This window comes from Variimorphobacter sp. HTMS_6, assembly GCF_059717775.1.
In genome coordinates, this window is record NZ_AP046094.1 from 2,910,342 (window position 1) to 2,930,235 (window position 19,894).

Annotated in this window: 14 protein-coding genes; 4 read left to right on the top strand and 10 right to left on the bottom strand. The window is 36.2% G+C overall.

Annotated features, from left to right (window positions below; all coding sequences use genetic code 11):
* Positions 1-170: 170 nt before the first annotated feature.
* On the bottom strand, positions 171-1,256 hold the full coding sequence (locus tag AC6IWN_RS13180; protein ID WP_497987875.1) for a glycoside hydrolase family 11 protein: 1,086 nt from the start codon (positions 1,254-1,256) through the stop codon (positions 171-173).
* 577 nt (positions 1,257-1,833) lie between these two features.
* On the opposite strand from AC6IWN_RS13180, the gene AC6IWN_RS13185 reads away from it, so the two are divergent.
* Complete coding sequence (locus AC6IWN_RS13185) at positions 1,834-2,667, top strand: formylglycine-generating enzyme family protein (protein WP_497987876.1); 834 nt, start codon at positions 1,834-1,836, stop codon at positions 2,665-2,667.
* A gap of 239 nt (positions 2,668-2,906) precedes the next feature.
* On the opposite strand, the gene AC6IWN_RS13190 is transcribed toward AC6IWN_RS13185, so the two are convergent.
* Entirely contained in the window at positions 2,907-3,371 is a 465-nt protein-coding gene (locus tag AC6IWN_RS13190) for a hypothetical protein (RefSeq protein WP_497987877.1), read from the bottom strand.
* A 198-nt stretch (positions 3,372-3,569) separates the two neighbouring features.
* Between AC6IWN_RS13190 and AC6IWN_RS13195 the strand changes: the two genes are divergently transcribed.
* On the top strand, positions 3,570-4,028 hold the full coding sequence (locus tag AC6IWN_RS13195) for an AraC family transcriptional regulator (protein ID WP_497987878.1): 459 nt from the start codon (positions 3,570-3,572) through the stop codon (positions 4,026-4,028).
* Between the two features lie 162 nt (positions 4,029-4,190).
* Here the strand turns inward: AC6IWN_RS13195 and AC6IWN_RS13200 are convergent, their stop codons facing one another.
* From AC6IWN_RS13200 to AC6IWN_RS13215, 4 genes are all read right to left on the bottom strand, one after another.
* A complete protein-coding gene (locus tag AC6IWN_RS13200; protein ID WP_497987879.1) occupies positions 4,191-6,014 on the bottom strand; it encodes an ABC-F family ATP-binding cassette domain-containing protein in 1,824 nt (607 codons plus the stop codon).
* 368 nt (positions 6,015-6,382) lie between these two features.
* A complete protein-coding gene (locus AC6IWN_RS13205) occupies positions 6,383-7,102 on the bottom strand; it encodes a CTP synthase C-terminal region-related (seleno)protein (RefSeq protein WP_497987880.1) in 720 nt (239 codons plus the stop codon).
* Positions 7,103-7,310: 208 nt separating this feature from the next.
* A protein-coding gene (locus AC6IWN_RS13210; protein ID WP_497987226.1) for an IS3 family transposase occupies positions 7,311-8,443 on the bottom strand; the annotation gives its coding sequence in 2 pieces (ribosomal slippage) (positions 7,311-8,176 and positions 8,176-8,443; 1,134 coding nt in all).
* Positions 8,444-8,845: 402 nt separating this feature from the next.
* Positions 8,846-9,886 (bottom strand): glycoside hydrolase family 5 protein, encoded by a 1,041-nt coding sequence (locus AC6IWN_RS13215; protein WP_497987881.1) that lies wholly within the window; start codon positions 9,884-9,886, stop codon positions 8,846-8,848.
* Positions 9,887-10,050: 164 nt separating this feature from the next.
* Between AC6IWN_RS13215 and AC6IWN_RS13220 the strand changes: the two genes are divergently transcribed.
* Positions 10,051-11,186, top strand: a protein-coding gene (locus AC6IWN_RS13220) for an IS3 family transposase (RefSeq protein ID WP_497987882.1) whose coding sequence is annotated in 2 segments (ribosomal slippage) — positions 10,051-10,297 and positions 10,297-11,186 — 1,137 coding nt in all. Because the reading frame shifts where the segments join, the coding sequence is not laid out codon by codon here.
* A 151-nt stretch (positions 11,187-11,337) separates the two neighbouring features.
* Here the strand turns inward: AC6IWN_RS13220 and AC6IWN_RS13225 are convergent.
* Positions 11,338-15,915 carry an Ig-like domain-containing protein gene (locus AC6IWN_RS13225; protein ID WP_497987883.1) on the bottom strand — a complete coding sequence of 1,526 codons (4,578 nt, stop codon included), beginning with the start codon at positions 15,913-15,915 and terminating at the stop codon, positions 11,338-11,340.
* Between the two features lie 154 nt (positions 15,916-16,069).
* Between AC6IWN_RS13225 and AC6IWN_RS13230 the strand changes: the two genes are divergently transcribed.
* On the top strand, positions 16,070-16,813 hold the full coding sequence (locus AC6IWN_RS13230) for a helix-turn-helix domain-containing protein (protein WP_497987884.1): 744 nt from the start codon (positions 16,070-16,072) through the stop codon (positions 16,811-16,813).
* Positions 16,814-17,117: 304 nt separating this feature from the next.
* Here the strand turns inward: AC6IWN_RS13230 and AC6IWN_RS13235 are convergent, their stop codons facing one another.
* The 3 genes from AC6IWN_RS13235 to AC6IWN_RS13245 form a co-directional block, all read right to left on the bottom strand.
* Positions 17,118-18,392, bottom strand: coding sequence for an adenylosuccinate synthase (locus AC6IWN_RS13235; protein WP_497987885.1), 1,275 nt, complete (start codon positions 18,390-18,392; stop codon positions 17,118-17,120).
* Between the two features lie 244 nt (positions 18,393-18,636).
* Positions 18,637-19,365 carry a zinc dependent phospholipase C family protein gene (locus tag AC6IWN_RS13240; protein ID WP_497987886.1) on the bottom strand — a complete coding sequence of 243 codons (729 nt, stop codon included), beginning with the start codon at positions 19,363-19,365 and terminating at the stop codon, positions 18,637-18,639.
* A 61-nt stretch (positions 19,366-19,426) separates the two neighbouring features.
* A complete protein-coding gene (locus AC6IWN_RS13245; RefSeq protein WP_497987887.1) occupies positions 19,427-19,861 on the bottom strand; it encodes a dUTP diphosphatase in 435 nt (144 codons plus the stop codon).
* Positions 19,862-19,894 lie beyond the last annotated feature (33 nt).

A 19,894-nucleotide genomic window follows, 5' to 3' on the forward strand; every position in this document is an offset into this window, starting at 1 on the left:
TCCCCATAATTTGATTATTTTCTTCTTTATTATCGGGAGCTGATGATTTGATATAATACCAAATCATCAGCTCCCTTTTTCATATTATAAGAAAGGGATTGTCATAAAAATCATTTATTACCTATCTTACCATGTATCTTACTGATTAATCCGTTACACTTCCATCAAAATCAATTAATCTGCAGATTATCTAAATATGCATCCCATTGACCATTATCGGCTGTTACAACAAGCTGAACCTCTTGGTTCCCGGTTCCATGGCTGATATTATTCAGGGTGTAAACTGCAGGACTACTTCCACCGAAATAGAAGGTTCCTTTTGTTTGTCCACCTATTTTCAAATCAACTCTTGCCATGTTGGAATTATTGGAACATCCACGTAATGAAAAGTTATTGGTGGAAGTAGTAAAATTCTTCGTAAATTTCACCAAATCATTATTGCCATATAAAGCCACACCGTTAAAAGGAGAGCTGATATTACCGGTATACTGTCCACCTTTTGTCATACTCTCACATTCTGTCGTGTTACCTGAACCACCGGGTACCGGAGTTGGAGTTACTGTTGTGCCAGGAGTGGGGGTTGGTGTTGGGTTAGTACCACCGCTACCTACGGTAATATTTGAACTACCACTGCTTTGATAACCTTCCGTCTCCATAATCTGATAATCCCAAGTAGATCCCATATTCATACCTTTATTTGCCCAGGCACTAATATGGTTACCGAATGAAATCGTACCGCTAGATCTCTTTGCAGTGCGAACACTCCAATACTGATCAAATGTCGCGGTTCCAATTATGGACGGCTGATTAACACGCTGTAATTTATAGATATTATACGTTCCACCATCGGAACTTAATGTACCTAAAGAAGATCCTCCCGGAGGTGTCCAGGAACCGTAGTTTTCTACTACATAGTATTCGATCAGTGCATTCTTTGTCCAACCGTAAAGAGCTAAATATCCATTGTTACCACCGTTAAAGCTACCGGAATAGCTTACATTTCTGGCAGAACCAGTGCTCCAACCTTTACCGCAGGTAAAATTATTGCAATTGCTCCAGTTAACACTGTAATTACCACCGCTGCCTAAAGTCATGGTTACTGAGCCACCTCCGGCATTCCAAAATGAATAAAAATATCCATCATGAGTGCCTGTTTGATTCGAAGTAACCGTTGTATCGGCCAAAGCATTTACTCCCGGAATTGCCAACATAAAGCTTATTAAAACTGCTATAAATAACCTCAACTTCTTTTTCATTAACGTACCTCCTTTCAGATTTGTATAGCCATCTTACAACTCGAGTTGCTGTCTCCCTATGTTAAGGTTGAATAAACGAATGCATTAGAAAAAGTATAGTATATAAACTAATTTCTTATCAAAGCAACCCCTCGAAGCCTTGGCACTCAGCTTACCTCTAACATGGTTGGTAAATATTTACAGCTTCATAGTATCACCATTTCAAATATTGTGCAAGATTTTTCATGAATCATTTTATGATTGGATTCTTTCTTATATTTTATATAATGCTCTTCACTAATCCACGGAATATTTTGGTTAATTTTACCATAATCCTTTTTATCAAAAGATTCTGCTTAAACCACCGTAATACGCCGTTATTTGTCCTGCTAGCCCGATTCGTTTTTTACAGATTGTCCTTATTAGTATTCATATTTTATCGATAACGATAATATATTCAATTTTTTACAATATTGCTTCAAAATGATTCATATTCTGATTTTATTAAATCTTTACGCAAATTGTCATATAAAAGAATCTCAATCATATAATATACTGATGTATTAGATTGGACAGGCTCGGGAAAGGAGAAAAAGCTATGAGAAAAATACTAAGTTTATTTTTGGTTCTTGGAATGGTTTTTGTCAGTGCTTGTTCACAGGACAAGCCTGGTCAACTGGTTTTGATCAAAGGAGGGACATTTAAGAATACTAATTCTAATTTCTATGGGGAAAACAGTACTAGTATTTCAGATTTTTATATTGGCAAATATGAGGTGACACAGAAAGAATGGGATGCTGTTATGGAAAGCAATCCATCACAATTTAAAGGAGATAACTTACCGGTTGAAATGGTGACCTGGTATGATTGCGTGGATTACTGCAATAAGAAAAGCGAAAAAGAGGGCTTGCAACCATATTATAATATAGACAGGAATAAAAAGGATCCGGAGAATAAGAGCCAAAATGATTCGATAAAATGGATCGTAACCTTTAATAAGGACGCGAATGGCTACCGATTACCGACCGAAGCGGAATGGGAATATGCTGCTGATGGGGGGCAAAAGAGCAAGAACTATACCTATAGCGGATCAAATAATGTGAATAAAGTGGCCTGGTATTGGAAAAATTCAGGTAATAAAACATTAAATGGAGCGTGGAATTGGCCAGCTATCCAGGCAAATAAAAATCAGACTAAAAACGTTGGGAAGAAGAAACGTAATGAATTAGGCATTTATGATATGTCAGGAAATGTAAGGGAATGGTGTTCGGATTGGTACATAGACTCTAATGGAAAAAACACCTCCATGCGTGTGTGGAAAGGCGGAGGCTGGATTGGTGATGAGAGTGGCTGTGACATCACCTACAGAGGCCAGCTGGATGCAAATGGGGTAGGCCCCGATCAAGGCTTTCGAATCTGCCGTAGCAAATAAAATCTAAGGCTTACCATATTATTTTATACCTAAAAAGGCTGTTTAAACAAATATATAGTAGGAATGATGTTGTATTGCCATAACGCACTGTTTGGAATACCATGTTTATAATTATATATTTCGAAGGCGTACTGTTATGTACAACTACGAAACACATAATATGAACATTGTCCTCAAACCTATGTATGAGGCAATACAACATTATTCCAAATTCATTATTTGTTCAAACAGCCTCTTATTTATTTAAGTTCAATTATATTACCGCCGTAAATCTGCGATGAAGTACTGATGACACCGATTTCAACTTTTGAAGATAAATCTAAAATACGACCAGAATCCGTCACAGCCAATATTTTATACACACCATCCTTATTCATATGGAATGTTATACTTTGATCCGGATGATAGCTGTCGATTAATATCACTTCTTTACTCTTCATATTTACTGCTTCAATTTCAGCGTTTTCTCCATTTACATCAAGTCTCAACTCAGGGATATGAATTTCAGAATCAGTGGTAAATTTTACTGCAGTACCATAGTCATGAAACACCAAGTCATTTTGTTTATCGTCAAAGTCTGTTTTATTCGATACTTTTCGTTGATCTCCAGTCGTATTATTATCCTGAAGAGCTAATTCACCTTTCCGACATCCGGTTAATGTCAGGACTGATAGAAGAACGACAAATATGATAAGCTTCTTCATCCCTTCACCCTTTCTGCTCTGATTTTGTTATCCAGTATCTTTCTACCTAATTATTCTAACTCATATCTTCTTCCTAGTCTACCAATAATTCCCTAACAAGTATCTATTTATATATTTTAAAAATTTATTTGTTTTTCATTTTAAATCATGTTAAGTTGATTACAGACCGGTCGAGTACAATAAGAAAGGATAAAAAATATGAATTTTCATACTGAAACCATGCCCTCATATAAGATTTTATATATGAGAAATGTCGGTCCTTATGGAACGGACAATGTACAGACCATGGAGAAATTAAAGAGTTGGGCAAATTGCAATGAACTTTTAGACGAGAATTCAATCATCTTGGGAATCGCAATGGATAATCCGGAGATAACTCCTCCGGAATCCTGCCGCTATGATGCATGTCTGGTTCTTGATCAGGACTACAAGCTAAAGGATACTCCCCTTCAAACGGGTGTATTACCCGGGGGAAACTATGCTATTTGTGTCATCAATCATACAACTACCGAATTACAAAATGCTTGGAACCAGTTATTTCCCGAACTACAAAAGCATAATTTAACCATTGATCTGTCACGCCCTATCATAGAACGTTATGCCGTAAAGATGGTACAAAATCATCTCTGTGAATTATGTGTTCCGGTTAATCTTTGATAAACTTGTTGAGAAATAAAAAATAAGGATAAATTATCTTTACTCATAAAAGATAATTTATCCTTATAATAGAAATTAAATTAATGACCGATTATAAAGTATGCTTGTAATAGAAATTCATTAATTACTGTTTGAATATATAGTGATATATCCACACTCTTACTAGTTCTTTGAGGCTTCAATCTGCTCTGCAAGATCATTGAGATACACCCAACGATCCATCTTCTCTTCTAAATTCTTCTCAAGTTCTTCTTTTTTTGTCATCAATTCATTGAGCTGAGCGTAATTCGTTGCGGATTTCCCTATCTCCTCCTCTGTTTCAGCGATCTGCTTCTCCAAGGAGGCAATATCCTCATCAATTGTGTCAAATTCTTTTTGCTCCTGATATGTGAACTTTATCTTACTGCTTTTCTGCTTCCAGGTTGTAATACTGGCTGATTTCTGATCCCCTCCGGAATTGCCCGAATTTGAACTGGAGGAGGAAGTCATCTGCCCTTCGTCTCTTATGGTTCTCGCCTCCTTATAATCCGTAAAGTTCCCCTCGTATTGACGAATGTTGCCATTCTCGAAAGAAAAGATTCTTGTTGCTATCTTATCAAGGAAATAACGATCATGTGATACCGTTACGACGATTCCTGGGAATGTCTCCAGGTAATCCTCAAGTATGGTCAGGGTTTGAATATCCAAATCATTCGTTGGTTCATCCAGTATCAGAATATTCGGAGCTTCCATTAAAACCTTGAGCAAATAAAGTCTTCTCTTCTCACCACCGGATAACTTTGCTATTACGGAATACTGCATTGCTCCCGTGAATAAGAATTTTTCACACATCTGAGAAGCGGTAATCGTCCCTTCTGAGGTTTGAATAAATTCCGCAGTTTCTCGTATATAATCAATCACCTTAAGGCTTTCATCCATATATTCATTTTCTTGTGAGAAATACCCAAGCTTAATTGTAGTTCCAATCTCTAATGCACCAAAGTCAGGCTCTAATTTACCGGTAATAATGTTCAACAAGGTAGACTTGCCACAACCATTTGCTCCAACGATACCAATACGGTCTCCGGGAAGAAGGATATAGGTAAAGTTCTGAATTAACGTTCTGTCTCCGAAAGCTTTCGAGATATTGTTTAATTCAATTGTCTTTCTTCCCATGCGGGAGGAAAGAGCATTGATTTCTACCTTTCCATCTACTTCTACTCCCTTTCGATCTCTTAACTCTTCAAAACGCTGGATATGTGCTTTCTGCTTTGTGGATCGAGCTCTTGCTCCTCTTTGCATCCATTCCAGCTCCATTCGAAATAAGCTTTTTGCTTTTCTCTCTGTTGCCAGAACCATATCTTCTCGTTCAGCTTTAAGCTCCAGGAATTTTGAGTAATTAGCATTATAGGTATAAATATTTCCCTTATCCAATTCAATAATTTTATTCGTAACCTTATCCAAAAAATATCTGTCATGGGTGATCATTATAAATGAACCACGATACTTATTTAAGTACTCTTCAAGCCATTCTGCCATTTCACTATCCAGATGGTTCGTAGGCTCATCCAGCACCAGAATTTCCGCCGGTGTTAATAACGTACGAACCAACGCAACGCGTTTTTTCTGACCACCGGATAGTTTTCCCGGATATGTATTCACATCCGCAATTCCTAGCTTAACTAACATTGCGGCTGCTTCTCCCTCCAGATTACGGTATTCCTCTTCTGCTTTCTGGTTTAGCACGACATTCTGTAATATAGTGAGCTCATTATCAAATTCCGGTGATTGCGCCAGATATCCGATACGAACCTTCTTACCCCTTGTTACCGTTCCGCTGTCCGGCTCCTCAATTCCCGTAATAATCTTTAATAAAGTGGATTTACCGGTACCATTGATCCCAATTACACCGATTTTTTCCCCTTCGTTAATGCCAAAGCTAACATGGTCAAAAAGCATTCTTTCCGTATAACTTTTCGACATATTTTCTATTGTTAATAAATTCATCTTAAACCTCACATATGCTATTTCAGCCAAATTATTTAGAACAATTTCCTACTCGATCAGTTTCAGTAGATAATGCAGAAGTCCTGCATGATAAATCATACAATCAAATGGTTATTCGTTCTTATAGTTACTGCCAAATTATCGTACCATATGGATATAGAAAAGTCTAGAAACATAATTCCATTGTTTGCGTCAAGCACTTATTGGCTAAGAAAACTCCGTGTTAATTTACAGAAAAGTACATGTATTTCTAAAAGTAATGCAGCAAGTGCCAGAAAACACGCAATGTTTTAGTATTGTGGGTTTTTCTTATATCTCTGTCTCTCATCAATAATAATTTATAGATCTTGTATTAGTTATTCATATAGTTACATTCGTTCCGTGATTTTTCTTAAGAACGAAGTGACTAGAATATGAGGCTTTTCCTTGGTGGCGCTTAATTGTGGTTGGTATAACGTGATTACATAGAAATCCTTCCCATCATGTACCAGAGCGCGTATCTCGCCCTGCTCGTCCTTTGCAGCTATTTTCCAATCCTTCTGCAATAATGCTTTTTCAAACTCCTGATTCAAACCGAAACTGCAATTATAACGCTCAATTACCGTAGATTCCTGATAAATATCAGATAGTAGGGAATTATCTTGGATGAGTATTGTCCGACTTTGACCAACAAGGGAACAGGACAGTTCGGACAAAAAGATGTTAGTGGAATATATATCAAAATTCTCATCTTCTATCTCATTATTATGAAGAATGTTTTTTGCATATTCAAGAATTGCATGCTGAAAACCACCACAGGTCCCTAGAAAAGGAACATCATTCTCCCTAGCATATTGAACCCCATTCAACGCTCCAAGCATACTTTTATAAGGACTACCGGGTGCACACCATAAACCCTGATATTCTTTTAACTGTGATGTATCTCTTAATAATGACTCCGTTGGTACCCAAGTCACACTTATTGCTATACCAAGTGCCTCACTACTATGAAAAAGTGCCTCTGAAGTTGCAACATGTGATGGTCTTCCATCATAATCTCCGATAATTCCAACTTTAATCGTTTTACCATTCTTCATATAAAAAATCACGCCCCTTCCTTATTTTCTGTATACTTTTTAACTACCCCTCATATCCTGTATACTTTAAAACAGTCCTCACTCTATTATTACCACTTTTATAATAAGTTTCTATTATATGTTAAATATCCCCTTAGGGCAAGTATATATTTCAATTACTTCATGAATTAAATGCAAACCTTAATTAATAGTATTTGGACAATGAATCGTCAACAGTAAATTAGACAACTTTTTTAAGGTTATCCAGCTTGTACTGATATGGTGTTTTGTAATCAAGTGATGAATGAATCCTGTGATTATTAAACCAGTTCACATAATCAGCTAGTTTGTAATTAAGCTCTTCTAAAGTATTAAAAGTCTCTCCGTTTACAAACTCAGTTTTTATAATTTTGAAGGTGGCTTCAGCCACAGCATTATCATAAGGGCAGCCCTTCATGCTAAGAGAACGGGCTATGCTGAAAGTGCTCAAGGTATCATCAATCAATTGATTTTTAAACTCATTTCCTCTATCAGTATGGAAAATTTGGATCTGTTTTAAATTGGTTTTTACATTTGCAAATGCCCTATGCACCAAGATGGCATCTTTCCTACGACCAGCACTATATCCTATGATTTCTCGGTTGAACAGGTCAATTAGTACACAGATATAGTTCCAGCTCATGCCTACACGGACATAAGTCAAGTCACTTACTACTATATTATATATTGGCTGATTGCTGAATTTACGGTCAACTAAGTTAGCCACCTTAGATTCATTACATTTATCATGGTGTGGCTTAAACTGCACTACAGTATATTTAGATACCAAGCCTTCCTGTTTCATAATCCTACCGATACGTCGTCTTGAAATTTGGTAGCCTCGTTTCTTTAGCTCAACCTTGATTTTTCGAGTCCCATAGTTATTCCGGCTACCTTTAAATATATCAACTATTTCAGAGGTTAGTGTACTCTCATCGGCTTTTTGCTTTGATTCATAATAGTAAGTGCTTTTAGCTATTTGCAGGACTTTGCACAGTGCTGATACCGAATATTTGTGAAGATTATTCTTAATCACATTTATTTTCGTCCCATGATCAGCGCTGCTTGTTTTAAAATATCGTTCTCCATTTCTAATTGTGCAACGCGTTTACGGAGAGCTATGAGTTCATTTTCCTCAGGTGACCGGTTGTCTATCTCCTTAAAGGAGCAAGATGTCTCAGATTGATGTATCCATTTGTCTAGCAGAGATGCCGCAAGGTCATATTCTTTGAGGATATCACATTTTCTTTTGCCGCTGTGATATAACTGAACCATTTGAGTTTTAAACTCAGGGGTAAATGTGCGGCGAGATCTAGGTTCTTTGTTATTGGACATAAGGGCACTTCCTTTCATTATTAAGTAAATCATACATGCCCTTAAAAAAACTGTCCAGTTTATTGTAGCCTATTCACAAATATCCTTATTAGAGTGAATCTGCTTGTCATTTATATCACGTAAATGTATCAAATTGATTAAGCCATCTTAAAGAGCAATATTATATCCAACTTTGTAAGCACTGATTACACTTTATTGAATAACTAAATTGCACTTCATATTTATCTTGATAAGGAAATAAAATAAGCATAGTACAACATATTATGCTTACTGAGCTATTAAACTCTACCATACATAATATGTAAACTATGCTTAAACTAATTTTAACTAATCCCCTAACTATAATTGATACTATAATGAACTGGAAGAAAGTATATCATGTTCTTGCAAGTTCTCTATATACTAATCCGCTGCAGTAGTGCAAAATTTTTTATATATATTAAAAAAAGGTATCTTAACATCAGGCTCATCAATGATGCCAAAGTCCAACTTTTTATATGTCCAAACTGCTGAACCAATTCCATGTCTTTTAAATACTCTACAGATATCCTTATACCATAAACTTGCACTTTTCGCATCAGCTTGATCAATAACTCCATATTCTCCACAATACAAACTAACACCTTTTTTTTCAGCAACTTTGATTGCTTCTTCAAATAATTCTTCAAAAAATCTATGATCTATCAATTTCTCAGGTGTCGGATCATATTCCATTGGGTTTTCTCTACTTGGAATAATATCAAAGTACTCTTTTCTTTTTAACGGATACGTTATGCTGAAATCCTTTGGCATATCCTCAACCCAATATGCATTCTGGTGAGTAAATACTAGCGGTTCATAGCAATGGAAATTATAGATTAGGTTTTTATCCTCAGGTAAATCTAATAATTTAATTGCATTTACGCTATTGTAGCAAACGCCGCCGACTATTATTTTTATATTTGGACATATAGAACGTATTTCATTAATTGTTTCTGTCGCGATATTATTCCACTGTGAAACCACCTTCGAATCAACAACTTCATTCAACAATTCAAAAGCTAGTATATCTTCCTCTTTACCAAATCTCTTTGAAAACTCTTTCCATATATCAATAAACTTTAACTGTAATTTTCTATTATAAAAAAAGTCATTTGAATTTTCGTAATCATCAAAAACATACCCTTCCGTTTTATGAAGGTCTAATATCATATTCAAACCATATTTTCTGCACCATAAAATGCAGTTCTTAATATAGGAATAACCTTTTTCTATATAGTGACCATTCCCATCACTAATCAATTCAAAATCAATCGGTAAACGGATATGATCCGCTCCCCATTCTGATATTCTTTTTACATCATCTTCCACTATAAATGAGTCGTAATGATCATAATCCTTTGGACATTGTGATAACCAACCGCCCAAATTAATCCCGTGCATATATCCGTCTAACTTTTTCATGTTCTTTATCCTTTTCTTATCTGTTCAATTTATCATAAATATTATCGTTCAAAACGAATAATCTTTTATCTTCTGAGTTGTTAACACACTGGTGTTAGTATATAACAGTGGACACGAAAAGTTTAACACATTACAATAGTTCCAAGAAAGGTGTGTGTTATTCAATGTCCAAGAACGGTGTCCGTTATTCGGAAGAATTCAAACAACAGATAATCGATCTGTATCAATCAGGTAGTTCAGTTAGCTATCTTAGTAGTGAGTATGGTGTGGCAAATGTAACGATTTATAAATGGATTAAAGAATCATCTCCAATTAAAGTATCTGAGAAGGAAGAAATCACTTCAAAGGAATACGAAAAAATGAAAAGACGTATTGCTGAACTTGAAATGGAGAATGAAATCTTAAAAAAAGCTACCGCCATATTCGCCAGAAAACGATAGAAGAAATCGTTACCTTCATCGAAAAATACAAATCAAAGTATACCGTTAAACTTATATGCAAAGCCTTGAAGTTCCCTAGGAGCACCTATTATAAGGCTCTAGTTCATGTGCCCTCAAACCGACAGATTAAAGCTGAAAAGTTGAAGGCAGAAATCCATAAGATTTATTCAGAAAGCAAATGCCGCTATGGAGCTCCCAAAATTCATAAGATACTGATAATGAGAGGTAAAAATATTAGTCTTAAAAGAGTTCAACGTTATATGTCTTCCATGGGGCTCCGCTCTATCGTAGTTAAAAAGTTCCACCCACATTCCTCTAAATCAAATGTGGTAGAAAGAGAGAACATTTTAAATAGAGATTTTAAAGCAACCAATATAAATCAAAAATGGTGTACTGACATAACTTATATTCATACGTTAAAGGATGGTTGGACTTATCTTGCGTCTGTAATGGATCTCTACAGCAAAAAGATTTTAGGCTATGCATATGGAACTTCAATGACTACAGAGCTTGTAATTAAATCTTTAGAAAACGCCTGCCTAAATGTAAAAAGTACAAAGGGAATTATTCTCCATAGCGATCTGGGAACACAATATACCAGTCAGAAATTTAACGAGTTAATAACCCAAAAGGAAATGGTGCATTCCTTTAGCAGGAAAGGCAATCCTTATGATAATGCATGTATTGAATCCTTTCACTCCTTACTAAAAAAAGAAGAGGTCAATCATAAAAAATACTATGATTTCAATGATGCCAGTAAGGCAATCTTTGAATATATCGAATCCTGGTATAATCGAAAAAGGATTCACGGTGCAATTAACAATATGACTCCTCATGCAGTGCATGACGCTGCTGCATAGGAAGTTAAACTTTTTGTGTCTACGTTATTGACACAAGTCCAACACTATAACAGGCCTAGCTGCTGTATAGTCAAATTAGGGAACAAACCATTTTTAAGAATTCACAAAAATGGCTTGTTCCCCATTGTATCTTATTCCACTATAAATTTAATTATTTAGTTTTTACTATACTAATCTCACTAATTTCTATTGTAGAAGCAGGTGTATCTATATCCTTAATCTTACCCATTGATATAGCAAATTCAATTGCTGAACTTGTATCTTTTGCTACAGTTATATCTTCTTCAAAAGTTAGTTCTTCGCCTGCAGTGAGAGCGATATCTTCTCCCTCATACCAATCGTAACTTTTGGAAGGACAAAGTAATGCATATTTTATAGTTCTTGCTTGCGTTGATTTAACTTTAAATTTAACATGGTAAGTAGATCCGTTCTCTAGTAATAACCCATCCTGCTTAAGCTGAACGTGCCAATCCTCTGAACCCGTGTTAGTAATATCATAGATAGCCTTGCCTTGCGTTAAATCTGCCGTTGCAGCTCCCGGTGCAGTAACTGCATTGATCCAGCTTTCTTCTGCCTTTGAAAAATCTCCGTTCTTGATTAAATCAGTTCCAACTGGTACGGTATCAATTTGAGGAGCCTCTACTTCAACTAATTTAATGTTATCAATATATACCTGATGTGGCTGTTCAATTCGATTTCCATCTACAGCACCCATGGATATACTGAATATCGTTTTCGGATCAGTAGTACCACTCATCTGGAATACCTTTGAAAAATTCTGATAATCTCCTGTAATACTGATTTTATTTGATCCAGAGTATGGTGTCCAATCATTATCTGAGCTTCCATCTCTTTGTAATGCATACATAATAGAACGATCCATCGATGCTTTCGCATCAAAGCTTATCTTATACCATTTACCTTGCTCAAGCTTAATATTATTCTGTTTCAGCTGAATCTTCCATTCTGCGTCACCTGTATCATTGATATCAAAGAGCGCCGCATTATCTTCTTTCTGGGAATCTACTGTGTAAGTCACCTTACTGGAAACACTAGCATCAGCAAATGCTTCAAAACCGGTTAATCCGTTTGAGAAGTCGCCGTTAATCAATAATGCATCCTCTTGGATACGAACATTATCGATATAGGCTGTACCTTCTACTCCTAAAAGGAATTTAAGCTCACTACCGGATAGTCCGTCTTCGGTTGTAAAGGTATATTTGTAAGATTTCTTTGTATCGGTTAAGGTTGTATCAAAAACTTTACCTGCAACCGTAGTTTGAATGGTTTGAGCATTATCTCCATATGCATCAAAAGATAATATATAAGTTTTTCCACCTGTTATTGCTATAGAATCTTGTTTTAGAACAACCTGTGACATGTCTGTTACACTATTTGGAACAACTGCCTTTAATTCACGAATATTATTAACATTCGTAACAGAAACTTCTGCTCCATTACACTGATTATCAATATTCCAATAAGCTAAACGGTTTATGCCTTCCTGGAATGCTCCATTATAAACATAATTTCCATCTGGAAGTACACTCTTCGTCTCTGGTGGTGTAACCGCTTCACCGATCATCTCTAATCTTACATTACTGATTTTTACTTGTGCAGTGGATCCCTGATTACCAAGATTAAATTCTAATCTTCCATTTGGATCACTGTTATTTAACATATCAAAATCGTATGTATATGATTTCTTTTCAGTAGTTAAATTCGTAATGGTATTTGGCATGTAACGAATATAACCATTATCCGGTGCTGACACATCTGTTATCATAGTACGATTGTCTGCCGCGGAAGCATCAAAAGTGAGACGATAACGATAGCCTTTTTTCATCGGTAAATCAGGTTGTACAACTTGAACGCTGTAATCTAAACTTCCTGCATTAGTTGTGTTAATTACTAATTCATTATTTGTGATATCTGCTGTTGCTTCGCCGCCTGCAAGTAAGAATCCCCAGTTTTTATTATCACTAAGACTCTCATTTACTGAAAAATCACCGTTATTAATATAGTTGCCTGTTGAATCAGGATCACGTAAGGTTACATCAGTGGTAGGTTTCTCTACATTTTCATTATAACTATCTTTCTGATATACTTTTACATAATCAACTTTCAATTCTGCATTCTCGCCAAATTGTGTAGTTTCATCCGGATTACCAGGCCAACTACCGCCAACTGCGAGATTGAGAATCATGTAGAATGGTTGATCAAATGGAGCAGGATAGGTCACTTCACCAAAACCTGGCTTCTTTGAAAACCAATCATTTACCGTATTGTATAATATACCATCTACATAAAAACGAATTTCACTTGGTTCCCATTCACAGGAATATACGTGATATTCACTTGCAAAGTCACCATTTGCCAATGTATAACTTCCTTGCTTTTGAGTATGTGGTTCTCCAAAATGAAGTGTTCCATACGCCTTATTAGCCTTGTCACCAAGAACCTCCATAATATCAACTTCACCACATTTTGGCCACTGACCATATAGGTTTTCATCCGTTGGCATCATCCAAAATGCTGGAAGGAAGCCCTTTCCGCTAGGTGATTTAATTCTTGCTTCAAAGCGACCATATTTATAGTCTTGCTTTTTCATAGTATTTACTCTACCCGAGGTATAGGAAACTTTTCCATTTGCATCGACTTCTTTTATAGCTTTAATTACGAGTGAGCCATCTTTAACAAAGACATTATCCTCTGAAGCTGTATACTTTTGTAATTCATTATTAACCCAACCTGGATCATGTAATTCATAATTCCAATCGTCTGAATTCAATGTTGTTCCGTTAAAATTATCCGCCCATTTTAAGGTATATCCCACATATGGATCATTAATGTTAATTGTGCAAGTTTCTTTTACACCACTTCCATCTGTAGCTGCAACATTTATTGTTACGGTTCCAGCTTTTAGCAAGGATACCATACCGTTACTGTCAACAGTTGCCAAAGTTGTGTCCGTGCTGGTGTATAAAAGCTTTTTAGTTGTTGCATCGCTTGGTAGAATAGTTGTAACTATCTGATAACTAGTCCCAAGATCTTGTGTAACACTTGATTCAGCTAATGTAATTGTTTTAACTGGTGTTACAATCGTAATTGTTACAGTTGCTTTCAGTCCACTTCCATCTGTAGTAGCAACATTTATTGTTACGGTTCCAGCTTTTAGCAAGGAAACTTTTCCGCTTCCGTCTACGGTTGCCAAAGATGTGTTAGAGCTTGTGTATGTAAGCTTCTTATTTGTTGCATCACTTGGAAGTACACTAGCTACTATTTGATAACTGCTGCCAACATTCTTTGTTACATTTGTTTCTGCTAATGTTATTGTTTTAACCGGAGTAACAATAGTAATTGTTACGATTGCTTTCACTCCGCTTCCATCTGTTGAAGCAGCTGTAATTTTTACAGTTCCTGCTTTCAGCAAGGAAACTTTTCCGCTAACGTCTACTGTTGCCAATGATGTGTTGGAGCTTGTGTATGTAAGCTTCTTATTTGTTGCATCAGTTGGAAGAACACTTGCCACTACCTGGTAAGTACTGCCAACATTTTTTGTTACATTCGTTTCAGCTAATGTTATTGTTTTAACCGGAGTAACAATAGTAATTGTTACGATTGCTTTCACTCCGCTTCCATCTGTTGAAGCAGCTGTAATTTTTACAACTCCTGCTTTCAGTAAGGATACTTTTCCATTCGCGTCTACCTTTGCTATGGATGTGTTGGAGCTTGTATATGTAAGCTTCTTATTTGATGCGTTACTTGGCATAATAATTGGAGTCAACTGATAAGTGGTTCCAACATTCCTTGTAACACTTGTTTCGGTTAATGAAATTGATTTAACCGGTGTTATGATATTAATTGATAAACTTGCTTTTTTACCACTTCCATCAGTAGCGTATACTGATATTGTAACTGTACCACTCTTTTTAAGCGCTACATTGCCATATTTATCTACTGTTGCAAGCGCTGAATTTGAACTGGAATATCTTATCGCTTTTATGGATGCATTGGATGGGGTAATCACCGCGTTCACCTTATAATTAGTTCCCACTACCTTAGTTATTGAAGTAGGATTAATGCTAATTCCTGTTACCGGATATCCTACCACAACATTAACGGTATCCAGTTTTCCGCTTCCATCTTTTGCTTTTACAGTTATTACAGCATTTCCATTATTTTTTCCTGTTACTTTTCCGTTACTATCCACTGTTGCAACTTTAGTGTTAGAGCTGCTATAGCTTAACCCTTTATTATTTGCATCTGCGGGTGATACGGATGCTTTAACCGTATAAGTCTTCCCTTTTGTTAATACGATACTATCATCTGTTGGATTTACAATTGTTACTTTATTTACCGGTATAACCGTATTTACAGTTAAAACCGCTTTTTTACCACTCCCGTCCCTTGCTGTTACAGTAATTTTTGCCGTTCCTTTGCTTTTAGCTGTTAGCTTCCCCGAATCGCTAACAACGACAATTTTACTGTTTGAGCTCATGTAACTCACATTTTTGTTTGTTGCACTAGATGGTGCAACCTTCACCTTTAACTGATAAGTACTACCCACCTTTAAAGTGAGTGATTTTTGGGTTGGTTGAGTGATCGTAACCGAACTAACTTTTACCTTAGTTTTGGCTTCTGTCAATTTCATTCCAAAAATCGGTAGTAAAACCATGACCATTATCATAGTAATAGCCAAAATTATTCTTTTACTAGTCTTTTTCATAAATTACCCCTTTCCATATTATAATTTCTACTACAAGACAAACTGTATCACTTAGTATTTCTAAAAAATATCACAAAATTCTGTTTTATATCTAATTTTTCTGATATAATAAAATAAATTACATAACAAGTACTTATGTCCCAGGAGGTTAGTTATGGTAGAAAACATTACAGATTCTCAGCTTATTCATTCCCTATTTTTGCAAAGAGAAGATCATCATAATCATCTTCCGTATGAAAAAGAACTGCGTTTTTATGAAGCAGTGAAAAACGGAGATCTCGATACATTAAAAGAAATTATGATTCCCCTGGACAATCAGCAACTTGGTGTTCTTTCTACTACGCCAATTCGTAATATGCAATATCACCTTACGATAGCAATTGCATTTATCACACGCTTTTGTATCGAAGGCGGAATGGATGTAGAAACAGCATATACGTTAAGTGATGTTAATATTCGCAAGCTTGACCGTTGTACCTCTACCAAAGATTTGACTAGGCTACATCACGATATTGTTTACGATTATGCGATCAGAATGAAAAAACTACACACCAAACGCAGTAATTCAATCCCGGTTACTCAATGTATTGACTACATATACAACAATTTGCATGATGTGATCACAATAGAAGCGTTATCGCATTATACCGGTAAAAATGCTACTTACTTGTGTGGGCTTTTTAAAAAAGAAATGAATTCAACAATCGGGAATTTTATATTAAGTAAAAGAATAGAAGCTGCTGAAAATATGCTAAAGTTTTCTGATTACTCAGCGACCGATATCTGTAATTACCTCGCATTTAATTCACACAGCCATTTTATCAATGTTTTCAAAAAATATACCGGATTAACACCGAAGGAATATCGCAAGCGTTATTACCGCAGTAACTGGAGATAGAAAATTGCATAACTAACAAAGAGTGCGATGCCACTTTAGTGAACGAAGTTTATCACATAACTTAAAAGCATGTAATTATTATCCACCAGAGACACGTTTCCACTCGATTGACGCACGTAACGGTATTTGGGGTTTTGAAATTTATCACCATTTATTTATTGAAAACCGCATCCAACAATTTTTCTTTTCATTTCGATTGTATAATCTATTTTTTCATTAAAGAAAGGAAAAAAAACGAGCTGCACACCAGCAATTTTTCTTTTCATTGCGAATGTACAGCCCATTTTTTATTATTTATTAATTCTTATTTACGAATTATCTCTTCTCTACCTGGTCCGTTTGATACTAAGGTAATCGGAACCTCAAGCTCTTTTTCGATAAACTCGATATATTTCTTACAATTCTCAGGAAGTTCATCATAGTTTTTTATTCCTCTGATATCCTGATTCCAACCCGGAAGATTTTCATAAACCGGTTTTGCTTTTGCAAGCTTTACTGTAGTAGGGAAGTCTCTGGTTACTACACCGTCTATCTCATAACCGATGCAAACCGGTAGTGTATCGAGATAACCTAATACGTCAAGAACGGTAAGTGCTACTTCTGTTGCACCCTGCATTCTGCAGCCGTAACGGGAAGCTACTGCATCAAACCAGCCCATACGTCTTGGTCTGCCGGTTGTTGCACCGTACTCACCGCCGTCACCACCACGACGTCTTAGCTCATCCGCTTCTTCACCGAAGATTTCACTAACGAACTCACCTGCACCGACAGCACTGGAATATGCCTTAACTACAGTTACAACATTCTTGATTTCACAAGCCGGAATACCCGCACCGATTGCACCGTAAGCTGCTAAAGTGGAGGAGGATGTTACCATCGGATAGATACCGAAATCCGGATCCTTTAATGCGCCAAGCTGTCCCTCTAATAAGATGTTCTTTCCTTCCTTAATTGCTTCATGAAGAAAAGCAGATACATCACATACATAGGGAGCAACCATATCTCTATATTCTACCAATGTCTGGAATATCTCTTCTTCAACTAACGCAGGTTTGTGATATAAATGCTCTAGAATAACATTCTTAACTTCACAAATTCTTGCGATTTTATCCTTTAATAACTCATCATCAAATAATTCCGATACCTGAAAACCGATTTTTGCATATTTATCAGAATAGAAAGGAGCGATCCCTGATTTGGTGGAGCCAAAGGATTTACCGCCAAGTCTTTCTTCTTCATATTGATCAAACAAAATATGATATGGCATCATAATTTGTGCTCTATCTGAAACTAAAATCTTAGGAGCCGGAACACCACGATCCACGATGGATTTTATCTCTTTTACTAAGTATGGAATATTAAGTGCCACACCGTTTCCGATAATACTTGTAGTATGATTATAAAATACGCCGGACGGAAGTAGATGAAGAGCAAATTTACCATATTCGTTGATAATTGTGTGACCTGCATTACTGCCACCCTGATATCTTACGATGATGTCTGCCTCTTGACCTAGCATATCTGTTATTTTGCCTTTTCCTTCGTCGCCCCAATTGGCGCCAACTATTGCTTTAACCATAGTGAATTCCTCCTTGGATGTACGATTATGCTATTAAACATATCGCAGTAGATTATTATACCCAATTACTTACCAAGTATAATGCATTTCTACTCATAAGTAAAATCAATATTCATTATGCTTGCCATAACTTTTACTTATGTCAAATGTTAATCATACTCAACTGAAAGCATCATATATGGAATTTTCACTATGACTTATAATTCTAATTCGTGCAGTTAATCACGATTCGTGCCAATTTTAACTAAAACATTTTCGGAAAGCTAATATCATCCGTTAATCTGGAAACGATATCATCTGCTGCCATATGTACGAATTGAACCATGCTATCATAGGTAATCACTCGTGGTTGTAGATCTTCATTTTTAATATAATAGTGCTGAAACAACAGCCAGTCCTTGCTCACCTGCATTTCTCTTTCCGTAACATAATTTTCTACCGGATGAACCTCTGCTTTCTCAAGTACCGTTTTAATCTCATCACTACCTTCATATTGTTTCACCAGTTGTATATCATTCCGGTTCATATCCGCCACAATATATTCAAAGAATAGCGGATCGCTTTGTAATATCCCCTGCTTTTCCATCTCCATACAGAATTCCTTACGTCTGGTCAACACAAATAATTCATCCGTTAGGATATGGCAGATATATCCCCTGTATAAATCAACCTGATTCTCATGATCCCTGAATTCCAAGATAAAATCTCTTACCCGAGAATGAAATATATTACGATTTATCTCACTCTCAAAGTCCTTATCCGGAATATCATCCCGTAAATGAGTGTGCTTTTTGTACTCTCTGATATATCCTTCTCTGGCATGAATGGCGTCGGGAGCAAGATTTCCGAGATAAAAGGATCCCATATTTTGAATTGTTCCCTTGGGTAAACGTTTGCTAATCTCCCTAGCTACTACCATGTGTGTGATAACTCCGGCCATAGATTCCTCCATTTCCTTTTCACGATATTTCATATTACATTATTCCACTAATAAGATTTTCGTATCCTAATCTATCATCAGATGTGCGTTACAACTATTGTTTGCCCGTACTTCCATGTCCACCACGATCTGTGTTACCCAAAGTGGTTGCTTCAATGAATTCAATCTGCGGTTGATGTTCCATGATTCGGAACTGGCATATACGATCATTGATATGGATTACAGTATCCCTCATCGCAAGAGCCGGGAAAAACCATTGATCATTATCACCACAATAGGTCTCATCAATCACTCCCATTGAATTGGTCTGAATAACTCCGTAATTCTTAAAGGTACTACTTCTAGGTACCACATGTGCTTCATAACCGGATGGAAGCTCCATTGCAATGCCAAGCGGGATCAACTTAAATTCTCCTGCTTTTAAGGTAACCTCCTCCGAAGCTCTTAAATCAATCCAATCTGATTTATTCTCGATGTATTGCAGCTTTTCAATTTTGTCACTAATATATTTTATTTTAATATTTTTCATATTTTCCTCCATTCCTGCGCACGTTTTATGCGC

Bases quoted from the DNA above. Each gene is read 5' to 3' on its own strand.
- AC6IWN_RS13180 (WP_497987875.1), bottom strand. From the start codon at position 1,256: ATGAAAAAGAAGTTGAGGTTATTTATAGCAGTTTTAATAAGCTTTATG.
- AC6IWN_RS13185 (WP_497987876.1), top strand. From the start codon at position 1,834: ATGAGAAAAATACTAAGTTTATTTTTGGTTCTTGGAATGGTTTTTGTC.
- AC6IWN_RS13190 (WP_497987877.1), bottom strand. From the start codon at position 3,371: ATGAAGAAGCTTATCATATTTGTCGTTCTTCTATCAGTCCTGACATTA.
- AC6IWN_RS13195 (WP_497987878.1), top strand. From the start codon at position 3,570: ATGAATTTTCATACTGAAACCATGCCCTCATATAAGATTTTATATATG.
- AC6IWN_RS13200 (WP_497987879.1), bottom strand. From the start codon at position 6,014: ATGAATTTATTAACAATAGAAAATATGTCGAAAAGTTATACGGAAAGA.
- AC6IWN_RS13215 (WP_497987881.1), bottom strand. From the start codon at position 9,886: ATGAAAAAGTTAGACGGATATATGCACGGGATTAATTTGGGCGGTTGG.
- AC6IWN_RS13225 (WP_497987883.1), bottom strand. From the start codon at position 15,915: ATGAAAAAGACTAGTAAAAGAATAATTTTGGCTATTACTATGATAATG.
- AC6IWN_RS13230 (WP_497987884.1), top strand. From the start codon at position 16,070: ATGGTAGAAAACATTACAGATTCTCAGCTTATTCATTCCCTATTTTTG.
- AC6IWN_RS13235 (WP_497987885.1), bottom strand. From the start codon at position 18,392: ATGGTTAAAGCAATAGTTGGCGCCAATTGGGGCGACGAAGGAAAAGGC.
- AC6IWN_RS13240 (WP_497987886.1), bottom strand. From the start codon at position 19,365: ATGAAATATCGTGAAAAGGAAATGGAGGAATCTATGGCCGGAGTTATC.
- AC6IWN_RS13245 (WP_497987887.1), bottom strand. From the start codon at position 19,861: ATGAAAAATATTAAAATAAAATATATTAGTGACAAAATTGAAAAGCTG.